Source organism: Microbacterium esteraromaticum (assembly GCF_016907315.1).
Lineage (GTDB): Bacteria > Actinomycetota > Actinomycetes > Actinomycetales > Microbacteriaceae > Microbacterium > Microbacterium esteraromaticum.
The window spans coordinates 1,773,913-1,785,505 of record NZ_JAFBBS010000001.1 but is presented as its reverse complement, the minus strand read 5'-3'; the positions used below and the strand labels follow the sequence as shown (position 1 = coordinate 1,785,505).

The following is an 11,593-nucleotide window of genomic DNA, read 5'->3' as shown; positions in this document are numbered from 1 at the left end:
GCCGCGAACAACAAGCCCCGCACTGGCGATGTTGACGTCACACCCGCGGCCGGCCACGATCATTCTTTTGCCGGCTCTAGACGAACGAACTCGGTTGGCTCCGACCCATCGGCCGGAATCAGGTCGACCTGGATTCTGCGTTGCGAATCTGGACCCTTCCAGAAATAGAAGGTGATGCCCTCGCAGCTGCGGTCGCCTGGAAGCAGATACGCGGAATAGGGGGCACCATCCATGAATCCGTACTCGCCCGAGAAGCTGACTTTTGTGGCGGGATCCAGCTGGTCGAGCGTCGACACGGCGGGCGCACAAAGATCCTTGGGCCAGTCCGTCGCCGAAAAGGTGCCGTCTGAGTTCAACCGCAGCTTCCCGTCGCCGCCCGGTTCCACTACCTTCCACAGCCCCACCGCATCAGCTGGAGTCATATCCCAGTCCAGGTCCTCGGAAGCGCACCCTACTAGGGCAAGAAGAATCATCAGTGACCCGGCGAGGGCAGCCGTGCTCCGCCTCACCAAGACACTGTCTCCGTCCAGGTGAACGTCATAGTCACGGCGGAGAGCGGTCCGGTAGCGGCCGGAATAGAGTCGGCGAGTTCTCTCACAGGGGACAGAGCCGAACCTAGCGTCATCGGATTCTCCGCGGTGATTTGAACCACTGCGGAGGAGTCCGTCAACCGCGTGACGAGGCGCGACGAGTAGTTGTGTGACCCAAGAATAGCCAGAGAGCGGTCCGCGTTGGATGCCTGCTCCCAGAATGTCGTGGTCTTAATATCTCTGACCACATTGGGATTCTTGAGCGTAAAGTCTCCGGCACGATAGTAGTGATCCTGAAGCGGTGCACCCGAGCGAAGTGACGCCCGAAGATAGGAGCGATACTCCGTCGCAGCGGGACTTGCTCTTAGCCCACGAGTGATCTCCGACTTGTCGTTGAAAGCGATGCGCTGGGGGAGATTGCCGCGGATCCACTGATATACCAGCGCGCCTTGCTCGCTGGTGAGTGCCTGGCCGTAGTTGTACAGGGCGTAGCCCTGAGCGCGCGCCTCGTTCTTCTTCCCAATCTTTGCCCACGGCTCGGTCAGGATATTATACGCGTTCTTCTTCATCTTCTTCGCCCCAGCGGCGATGTACGCCTTCCCTCGCGCCTTGATGCTATAGAAGCCTGGTGGCTTCGAATAGCTCGACGGGGGCTTATATCCTTCGATGTAGAACTTCAATCCCGACGGATCAGAGTAGGTTGTCGGGTTGTTACCGGAATACGTGTATCCGGTGTTCTGCTGGGGAAGATTGGTATCGATCACGGGATCTACAGAGAGGAACTTGCCGAGCACCGGGTCGTAGGTGCGGGCACCCACGTTGGTTAGCTTGGTCTTGTCAGCGACCTGTTTGTTCATGTACCCGGCGCCATTCGGCCATCCCTGTGAGCTGGCCCCGACGGGAGCCCCGAACGGGTCGCGATGCTGCCTGACGGTCGTGCCCGTCACAGCGTCCGTCTGGACGTCGACCGTGCCCTCGAGCGTGGTAAACAGCCACGACAGCGTCGACCCCGCTGTCCCGGTCTTCGCGGAGCGTTGGGCCACCGGCTTGCCTTCCGCGCCCACGTATGTACGGAACCCTGCGACGACTGTGGAACCGGCAGCCTGGGTCATCGTCATGTCCCCTAGGAACAGCGCCGACCCGCCCGTCGATGACGTTCGAACGAGGAGGTTGCCGTCAGCGTCGAAGATGTTCGCTTGAGCCTCTGACCCAGCAATCACCTTCACCACCTTCCCTGTATCGCCATACGTTACCGTCTGACCAGGGCGCGCGGTCTGGTTGCCGGCCGCGTCGTACCCGTATGAGCCGGCACCGGCACCCCCCGAGACCGCCGACACACCGTGTGGACGCGCCGACCCCGCATCGGGGTAGGTGAACGTGCTCGTTGTCGATGTGCCTGCAGCGGTCTTGGACGTCACGCTCTTGCGATTCCCGGTCGCGTTGTCATACGCGTACTCCAACCAGTAAGGCGCCGGACCCCCCATCGCCGATGCAGACGGGGTGGCGGAGCAGGCCGTCGTAGTGTTCGGCGTCCATGCTCGGGTGAGCTGTCGCAGGCCATCATAGGTGTAACAAACCTTCTGAGTCTGCGCCGTGGGATGAGTAGCAACCGTCGTTGAGGACGTGACGTTGCCTGCGTCGTCGCGCGAGTAAGCGCGGTCCGCGACGTAATGACCCGATCCGTTGAACACAGCGTTGTCAGTGACCGTGAGTACTGCCCCGGTCGCCACATCGTATCCGTAGGTTGAATAGCCGTTGTTCGTACCGTTGTAGCGATTGAACTGGCTGAGTTGACCAAGCGGTGTGTACACCGTATTTGCCAGGACCATTGAGGCACCACGGATGCCTGAAAGCGCTCCTCGGCTGTCGTAGGTATAGCGGATGGTCTCGCTGGGCAGGCCGCCAGCTGCTGGTACCGCTTTCCCAAGGAGCGTTGAATCCGGGTGATAGTAGGAGGTCGTCGTGTACGTCGTACCGGCGAACGCGGGCGCACCTGCGGGAATGCTGACGGTCTGCTGGAGCGGGTTGTCCGCAGCATCGTACGAACCAACACTGCTCGTGTAGGCGAGCCCGACGGAACTCGGCGTAGAGCCGACGTACGAGGTGGAACTGGTCACCAGCCCCTTCTTCACGGTGTCATACACCCACGCCGCCAGCTTCGACCCGCTCGCTGTGCCAGCGTACATCGCTGTCTTCCGATTCAGTTCATCGAAGGTGGTCGTTACGAGCTTCCCGCGTGCGTCCGTCGTCGAGGTCATGTTCCCGACCAGATCATAGGTTGCGGTAGAGGTGCCGGAGTCAGGGTCCGACTGGCCGGTGCGGTTTCCGAGCAAATCGAAAGACCAGGTCCACGTGTTTCCAGCGGGATCGGTCATCTGGGTCATTCGGCCGCCGCCGTCGTAGGCGTAAGTTGTCGACTGACCGGTTCCCGTGGGTGTCCCGCCGAGGTACTGCGTCAGTTTCGTCTTCTGCCCAAGCGAGTCGGTGAAGACGCTCGTGGCTGTGCCGCCGGTGGGAGGAGTGGAGTCAACGCGGTCGGCTCCTGTGTAGCTGGTTAGTGTCTGTGAGCGCACAGTGCCGGTGGTCTTGAGCACGGTCTTGGTTGCGCGTCCAACCGCGTCGTATGACGTGATGGTCTGCGAGGGAATGTTGTCTTCTGTAACGGGTGTGAAGAAGCCCGCCCCCGGAGTCATTGAGTCCGTCCAATAGTCGCTGTCAACGAAGTACTCGCGTCCCTGGTGATCGTAGTTCGTCGTCTTGACCACCGCGCCTCCGCCCGCTGCCGCGCGCTGCGTTTGTACGAGCCGGCCGAGACCGTCGAAGAACTGGAACTCAGACACGATCCCACCGCCCGTAAACTTCTTGGTCTCCACCTTGTTGGGCGCGGTCTGAGAAAGCGTGTAAGTGAACGACATCGACGGTGAATCTGGGTTGCTCAGCTGCGGTCGCAATGGCAACCACACGCTGCTGGTTCGACCCAAGGCGTCCACTGACACGGTGGTCAGCGACCCGTTGGGATCAGTCACCGACGCGACGCTACCTGTCGTCGGCTCGTAGGTCGTCGTGGTCTGCCACGAAAACGGCGCGGGATTCGTAGAGACGGCGCTCAGGGCCGGAAGCGTCGCCGCGGGCGAGTACGCGGTCGAGCTCGTGCGCCCGAGGGCATCAGTGGTTGTCAACGGACGGCCGAGGGCGTCGTATGTGACCGATCCTGTCGTCACCCAATGCGCCACGCCAGCGTCGTACCCGTCAACTGCCTGGGTGGATGTTGCTAGTCCCTTGGTCGCTTACGCCCCCCACGACGCATTGTCGTAAAGAGTCTTCGCGTCGCTGACGAGGTCGGCGGGATACTGTGCCGTGCTCAGATCCGCGCAGGCCTTCGCCACGGTGCGAACTCGGCTGGGCAGACCACTGATCCACGCTGTGGTGTTCGGCGCTGCGTAGTCGGTCGTTAGGCAGGTTCCGGCGGCGTCGGACGGAATCGTTGAGACAGTCAGCGGGTAGCCATAGGTGGCGTGGAAGGTCGTCCTCGTCTCGAGCGTACGGTTGCCGCCCACGGAGAGCGGCTCGGTGACTACGGTCTTCTGGATGTCGGTGAAGCGCGCCTGACGGGTACCGTCGTTCGCCGTGATGGCGGATGCCCACGGAGTCCGGACCTCGTCGGAGATCTGGGCACCGCCGACCCCATTGATGGTGCGCTGTCGGTACAGCTGGCCTGCGAACCAGCGATCATCGGGGATGGTCGTCCCAGTCACGTTGATCGCCTTGGTGCCGCCGGAAGAGTTCGCGCGGTCGCCGTTCATGCCTTGGTAATAGGTGTACTGAGTGACCTTCTGCGCCGCGCTGGCTGCGGGGTCGCCCTCACGAACCTCGACGGTGTTGACGCCCGCGAAGATGTTCCAGGAGCGGGAGCCGGCCACGGTGAGTGGCGAATCGTTGTAGCGCCACCGTGGTGTGCCGTAGATGTATTGCGTCTGCTGGGTGGCGCTCAGGGGCCCATCCGTGGCGCCGTCGACGATGATCGACTTGACGGGGTACTTGTGGAAGAGATCCCATCTTCCGCCGAGCGGCACCGAAGCCTCGGGAACCCACCATTCCGGGAAGCACCACTTGGTGTTCGTGTTGAGGTTTGCCAGGATCGTCTCCGCCTCGGCAGCTGTGCACTGCTGACCTTGGTAGTTGACGCTGATCACACCGCCGAGACTCGTCTTGATGGAGCTCAGCCGCCACTTGTCGAGGGGCGCCAGCCCGTCGACTTCCCACACGCGGTTCTGCATGGTGACGCCGTTGAAGATCGTCGCCGGTTCAGTGATGGCGGTTTGGCCTGCCGCCGAGCCTGTGCGCTGCACCTTCGTCATCCACAGGGCAGGTGACGTCCCGTCGCCCGGCGCAGGGAACGAATGTGACAGTGTCCATGAATCCGCGGCGCTGTACGCTCCCGCGACGAGCACTTTCGCTGTCACCTTCGACAGGCGCGCGTTGGTGAAGAAGGAGGGAGCGATCTGCGCCGCGGTGCACGACGTCCCGGTGCATAGCTGGTCAAATGGCACGTCAGGATAAGCGGTCGGGTGCGCAGGGACGACTGCGCTGTCCAGAGTGCCTGTCGTGCATTGCGCACCTGTGGAATCGCTGCATCGCCCGCGGGCGTCGTAGGTGAACTCCACACGGTAGCCGGCTGCGTTGGACGCGTAGACCTGGTTCGACCGAAGCCCGTATTCGATGCGGGAGAGCACTCCGCCGCGCTGGTAGGCGGTCGCGCCCGTCCGGTTCTTCGCGTACTTGTTCGTCTCTGCGGTGTAGTACAGGGCCTGCGCGTTGCCCTTGACGTCTACGACATAGTCGAGATTCCATCTCCAGGCCTGCATGCACGAGGACGTCGCGAACGTAGAAGCGTGGCACGGTTCACCGACGTCGTTGCCGAAGACCGGAACGGTCCAGGTGGACTTTGTCTCCGCTTTGCCGGATGCCCACCCGGGAAGGCGGTTCAGCCCAAAGTAATACTGGGTTCCGTCCGTGGTTGTCATGCGCCAGCAGTCGGTGGAGGCCGTGCCGTTTGCAGCGCAGCCCTGTGCTGTTCCCGTGAGGTGCTCAAAGCGTGTGCCGTCGTCGTCCTGCAACCGCCACTTCCCAGAAGCGGTGTCCTTGATGAGCGCGCCCGAGTGCCCGGCGAGGGACACCGTCGCGTTGTCGGTGCGCCAGCACAGGTCGCCCGAGGTCGTGACTGCACCGCTTGCCCCATCGTCCTTCGCGCAAGGGATAAAGCTGCGCTCGATGAACCCCGTGGCGTTCAGGCTCCATCCTTCGCCCACTGCGGATGGCTGGTTGTTCGTTGAGGCTGTAGCCCCGTCGACAACCTGTGAGTTGTAAGAGAGCCCGATGTCGGGCGTCGGCCCCACACCCGGATCGGGCACAGCCATGTCGTAGCTCCAGCCGAACGCTCCAGTCTGCTCCGTCACGTCCCACGTCGAGGCCGACTTCAACGGCGTGGCGGAGTACGACCCCGTCCCGCTGGTAGACGACGTTCCTGCGAGCGCCATCAGAGTGGTCGGCTCAGCAGTGATGGTTGGGCTGAGCAGGGTCGCGTCCTTCGTTCTCGCGGACGCGACCGGGATTGCCTTCGCGTCATCAAGCGTCCCAGCCGCTGGGACTTGGACCCACCGCAACCGCGCCGCGTAGTCCCCACCGAAGCCGTTGAGAACGGCGTCCGGGACGGTGACGCCGACCGGGCCGGTCGCACCGTCCTCAGCCGACGTCAGCGTTATAGCGATGCTGTCGGCGCCCACTTTCAGCGCCGCCTTGCCAGTAGCGACGCGCACCACCGCCTCTGTCGGTTGCTCACCGCCGCGCTTCTTCTCTGTGGGAGATGCCTGCGCCAACTTGACGCCGGAGTCTCCAACTTCGCGCCATTCACCGATGATCTTTGCCGGGGTGGTCTTGTCGTTGCCCTTCGTGCGACCACCAGGCTTTGACGAAGTGTCCGACAGATCCAGCTCGATACTTGCTGTATCGATGGTCGTCGGAGCCACCAGCGGTGCCGTGCGAGATGACGGAGTCGAGCGCTGCTTCGGTAGCTCGGCTAAGACGTCACCGGGAACCGGATCCTCGAAAACCGGCACCTCAACGGTCGGCGCATCCTCGCTCGTGCTGGCCTCGGCCGAAGCCACCGACATGCTGCATGTGAGGACGAGGGCTGTGATCGCGGTGAAGGCAGCCAGAAAACGGGTAGCGGTACGCATAGTCGAGGTCTCTCGTCAGCTGAAAGGCAAGAAGAAGCCGGCCATCTGGCCGAGCTGGTTGCTGTTGGCCACTCCCGGAAGAGCCATGGGGTTAGCAATCAGACCCCGGAATCTCCCCGTGTCAGGATTGGGACCGAAGTACAACGCCGACCCTCCTGACGCGACTCCGGCCCCAGGCACGTGGCTCACCGACCCGACCGGGGTGATGTCGTTCCCCACATGAATCCGCAGCTGCTGGTTCACCGCGTCCCAGATCCCTGTGACCATCTGCCAGGTTCCGGGCGTGACAGTCCCACCCGTCGCGCAGTTGCTGGTCAAGGCAGTCGAGCTCATGTTGGCGAACGCGTCGCCCAGGCAGAAGGCGAACTTGCCCGTGCTGGTGACCTGAAGCTGGATATGCCCCAATGTGCTCCCGTCCTGCATGGCGATGACCTCACTGTTCGTCGTGGGAACGTGTCCGGCCTTCACCCACATGCTCAGCGTGAAGCTCTTTGTGACGTCAATCGGTGCGGACTCCGTGTGGACCTCCTCCGCAGTCCCCACATTGGTGTCCAGTACCGGGCTTTCGAACGGCGCGTCCGGGAGATCCACAGTTGTGGTTGATGCGTTCTCCGGAATGACGAGGGCGATGCCGTTCGCGCCAATCCAGGGGTTCGAGTCGGGCACCGTCGCTGGTAGCGGAGACATCAGAGATGTCACGTGCCAACCATGACCGGAGTCAACGTTGGCCGCGGACGCAGGGGTGCCGGTGTTGCCATTGGCGTAAAGGGGGAACCCCTTCGCCAGGGACTGGTTACCCGCCTTGTCATAAGCGGAAACCCACAGCGTCGAGAGCGAATCAACGGGTGCGACCGTCAGAGCGGTTGCGGACCCCGCTGTTGCGCAAGCCCAGCGGACGCTCTTCGTCGTAGCGCTGCACGTCGGAAGCTGTCCTGAGGTGCTCACGACACCGTCGACCGGAACCGGGGGCGGAGTCGCACCCTGAGTCGCGACCGGCGTGATCCAGTAGACGTACCCGGCGACATCCGCCGCGCCAGCTGCATTCACGCTCACCGGATGCCCCACGGTGAAGGTCGATGCTGCGCTCGAAAGTGTAGGCACTACGGGGTCGGTTGTGTCCACGGTGAAATAGCACCATGCGGAGTAGGCCAAGCTGTTGGCAACACCGTCATATCCACGAGCGCGCCACGCGTACTTTCCTTCCGCCAAGCCGGTGAATTGCGCCGTCTTCGTGCCCTTCGCTCCGAGTCCAGAAGATTGGCTAGAAACCACGGTGCCCAGAGCGTCGGCCTTCGCCAGATAAAAGGCCGTGCCGACGTTTCCGGGGTCAGGGTCTCTCTGGTCGACGCTCACTGCCACGGTGCTGGACCCGAGCACTGCAGGTGCGGTCGCGCTCCCACAGGTGCGCGGGGGCGACGTGATCTTAAGATCAGTGGGCGTGTCGGGATAGGAGTTGTAGGTGACAATCAGCGAAGCGTCGCGGCTGAAGTGGCGGCGCGACTCAGCTGAAGGATTCTCATATGTGAACGCGAACTGCACCAACCCGGCAGCCAGTTTGGCTTTCACACCTGAGGTGACGTTCCACCCGACAGTCGTTGCAGGCGCTCCGCAGTTGGGACCGGTCCAGGCGGACTGCAGGAGTCCGCTCCACCCTGCAGTGCCGGCGCTGTTCCAGGACTGCTCCTGTGCCCAGGTGAAACCAGCAGTCTTGGGCCCGAAGGTGTGAACACCGATGGGTTGCGGGTTACACGACATCACCTTCACGAGCGTGGTGTTCAAGCGCGCGGCAGTTATCTGCTTGCCCTTCAGTTCGCTGAGCGGGAACTGGAAGAACATGTCCGAGCGGTACGGCTCTGAGATACCCACGCGCAGAACATTTGACGCCCCTGCGCTCAGGTATGAAACGTTCGGGAAGGCCGCATCCGTGTACCAAGCAGCGGCTTCTCCCTTGCTCCAGTCCGGGTCGACGAAGATCGGATACTCCACGTCCTCCCCCGACCGTCGCTCCTCAACATCAACGGATTCGCCAACGTCAAGAGTGATGCGGTCTACGGCAACGTCATGCGCAACGGGTACGGGCGCTTCATCGCCACCCGGCTCCCGGAAGGTGCCTCCTTGCGACGAATCCCACCACAGCGGCTGGCCAGCCACGAGCTCAGCTCCATCGCTGGTCTCAGCGACGACACCGCCGACGCTTGTGCTGCTGAGTTCCGCGCCCTCCACCAAGATGTGAAGGTCCGAAAGTGCAAGCGACTGAGCCGCCTTTTCCGATTCGACCACGTACACGGACGCCATGCCGGTCTTCGTCGCCACAAGCTTGAGATCCACTCCGGGGAAGACATCCGGATAGGTCGCAGTGTCCTTTTCAATCAGTGCGGCGGGGAGATCCCCGTGAGGCCAGACCTCGGTGACCCACTCACCCGACTCCGTCTGCACCTGCGCCAGCTCACTGGATCCTCCAGCTGCGAACCGCACCGGAACCGCCGACGCGACAGGCGTGACCCAATCGCCTTCTCGCGACAGAGTCAGGTCGACGGGGACCCAGGCGCCTGACTTCTCAACGCGCACTGGTCGACTCGATACCTCACGCTCAATCGAGCCATCGGGCAGCGCCCTGTACTGTTCGGTCGGCGTGGTCAGGTCTTCAACCACAACCGCTTGGCCCGTCTCGGCCGCCGACGTCTGCGCAGCCTCTATGGCTGCGTCAGCCGCCGATTCGTCTGGCTCAGGCACCGAGAGTAGTGACGTGCGGGTGCTTGCCACCGCCGATGTGCTCGCGTTCGCAGCAGAGGCGCCGCCACAGAGCAATGCGGTGACGCAGGTCATGCCTAACGCGACACGCAAGGCGGAACGCATAGGGGCGAGACCGGCGCGCGCTTTGACAGAGGATTCAAGCATGGATCTACGCGCGGAGATGTGCGCGAAAACAATGGGCATAGCCGCACACTACTGTTCAGGAAACTCTCAGGCAAGAAAAATCTACGCGGGGAACTTCCGCCTGGGGGCCGCAAGACCCCGATCTTGATCAGCATCGTCGCACGGTCCTGCAGAGCAGGGGGAGAACAGCGGGGGATCGCCGTGCGAATCGACCACGGTTTCCCCATCGCATTTGGACCAGAAACCATATATACATGGTCTAAGACTCAGAGCTGGCGAATTCACGAAAAGAATCCTCGAGCCCTGCGAAAGGGCCGTGTAGACGGTGTCTACAGGTGCAGGTGCAGGTGCAGGTGTCCGCCACATGCTCCGCGTTGGAAGGGACCGTGGTGAAAGCACTCGAACATGCGACCCGCATCGCGCTGACAGACGAACGCGTGGCTGTCTGCGGAGACTGGCATGGCAATCTCGGTTGGCTGCGGATGCTCACCCGAGCGCTGCCGAATCTCGCATACGACGTGACGACCATCCTGCAACTTGGTGATTGGGGGATGGACCCACTTGAGACAGAACCTCTCTTCGCCGCTGCAGGCATCGAGCGCGTCCTCGTCTCGGTTGGGAATCACGAGGCCTTTGATCTGATCAGCCCGTTGCTTGCGGAGCATCCCGGCGCTGCGGTGCGAGTCTCCGACATCACTTGGATTCTTCCTCGGCCGGCTCGCCTCACCATCGGCGGTAGAACCGTCCTCTCGCTCGGCGGCGCCGCCTCCGTGGACAGAATCTGGCGCACCGAAGGGCGCGGCTGGTGGCCCGACGAGGCCATCACCGACGCGCAGGTCGCGGCGGCTATCGCCGGTGGGCCCGCGGACGTGATGCTGACGCACGAGTCGCCGGCCGCCACCCCGGTTCGAGCGGTGCGTGAGCTGCTGGGCACTAACCCAAATCGGTTTCCCACGGAAGCGCTCGAGGAATCGGCGAAGTCACGAGCGCGAGTCAGCGAGGTGTGGGACGCCGTTCGCCCGGAGCTGTTGATGCACGGGCATATGCACACGCCGGGCGGGGGGACGGCTGAGGACGGGCGACGGGTCGTGAGCCTCGGGCGCGACGTTCAAGAGGACAATCTCGCCATCCTGGACATGACCACGCTGACCCTGGAAACCCCAAGCCTCAACGCGATCCGGAACGCAGCGCGACGATGGTGAACTGGAAGACTCCAAACCCCAACAGCCCCTGGGCCGATATCGTCGGCCCCTGTTACACCACCGCGTCTCTCGCACGCACGCTCGGGTGGACGGAGGCGATGGTGAGCGAGGCCGCAGATTCGCTCTCGCTACTCAGGGTGACCACTTCTGATGGGGTCGAGCTGTACCCGGCGTTCCAGTTGTTGGACGGCAAACCGGTGGTCGGTCTTGCTGACGTCCTCCGAACGCTGCGCTCCGGCGCCGATGCCCCGTGGACGTGGGCTCAGTGGTTGAATACGCCGCTTACCGATGAGGACGGCGTTGAGCAGCCGACCAACGTCCAGCGGCTCCGCGAGGGGCAGCTAGCCGATGTGCTGCGCGAAGCGAAGCACGACGCCGCTGTATGGCGCAGCTGATCGGCTGACCGTCAACTCACCGAAATCTTCGGATAGTTGAGGGGTGGCGCCTGAGGTGCAAACGGAGGTGAGGGTGCATCAACGGACCGGCGCCTCAGCACTGCGGCCCGAGCCACAGTTCGTCGCTCACAGGATGCGGATGTCGCGGTCGCGCAGCAGCAGGCCCTTGTCGAGGAACATCGGCGGTGTGGGTGGTTCCGCTTTTCCCTGATCCCAGTCGGGAGCATGGCTCGCAGAAGGGGGGCTTCAGCGCTTTCCACGCTAAGCGCTCCGATATTCCACGAGTTCCCGAGAACCCTTGAGTTGCCGGGGATCTGAACTTGCCTGCACGCGCCGACTGGCGGCACGCTTCC

General features: G+C 63.0%; 6 protein-coding genes. 2 read left to right on the top strand and 4 right to left on the bottom strand.

The window, feature by feature from the left end:
• Positions 1-59: 59 nt before the first annotated feature.
• From JOE67_RS08625 to JOE67_RS15765, 4 genes are all read right to left on the bottom strand, one after another.
• A complete protein-coding gene (locus JOE67_RS08625) occupies positions 60-473 on the bottom strand; it encodes a hypothetical protein (protein WP_204975111.1) in 414 nt (137 codons plus the stop codon).
• Positions 474-505: 32 nt separating this feature from the next.
• Positions 506-3,556: an RHS repeat-associated core domain-containing protein gene (locus JOE67_RS08620; RefSeq protein WP_204975109.1), complete on the bottom strand. Its 3,051-nt coding sequence runs from the start codon at positions 3,554-3,556 to the stop codon at positions 506-508.
• 261 nt (positions 3,557-3,817) lie between these two features.
• Positions 3,818-6,766 carry a hypothetical protein gene (locus tag JOE67_RS08615; RefSeq protein ID WP_204975107.1) on the bottom strand — a complete coding sequence of 983 codons (2,949 nt, stop codon included), beginning with the start codon at positions 6,764-6,766 and terminating at the stop codon, positions 3,818-3,820.
• Positions 6,767-6,781: 15 nt separating this feature from the next.
• On the bottom strand, positions 6,782-9,529 hold the full coding sequence (locus tag JOE67_RS15765; RefSeq protein WP_204975105.1) for a LamG-like jellyroll fold domain-containing protein: 2,748 nt from the start codon (positions 9,527-9,529) through the stop codon (positions 6,782-6,784).
• 500 nt (positions 9,530-10,029) lie between these two features.
• Here JOE67_RS15765 and JOE67_RS08605 point away from each other — a divergent pair, with 500 nt between their 5' ends.
• Both JOE67_RS08605 and JOE67_RS08600 read left to right on the top strand, forming a co-directional pair.
• Entirely contained in the window at positions 10,030-10,845 is an 816-nt protein-coding gene (locus tag JOE67_RS08605; protein WP_338041542.1) for a metallophosphoesterase family protein, read from the top strand.
• Positions 10,839-11,240 carry a hypothetical protein gene (locus JOE67_RS08600; protein WP_204975103.1) on the top strand — a complete coding sequence of 134 codons (402 nt, stop codon included), beginning with the start codon at positions 10,839-10,841 and terminating at the stop codon, positions 11,238-11,240. The genes JOE67_RS08605 and JOE67_RS08600 overlap by 7 nt, the downstream gene beginning before the upstream one ends.
• Positions 11,241-11,593: the final 353 nt, after the last annotated feature.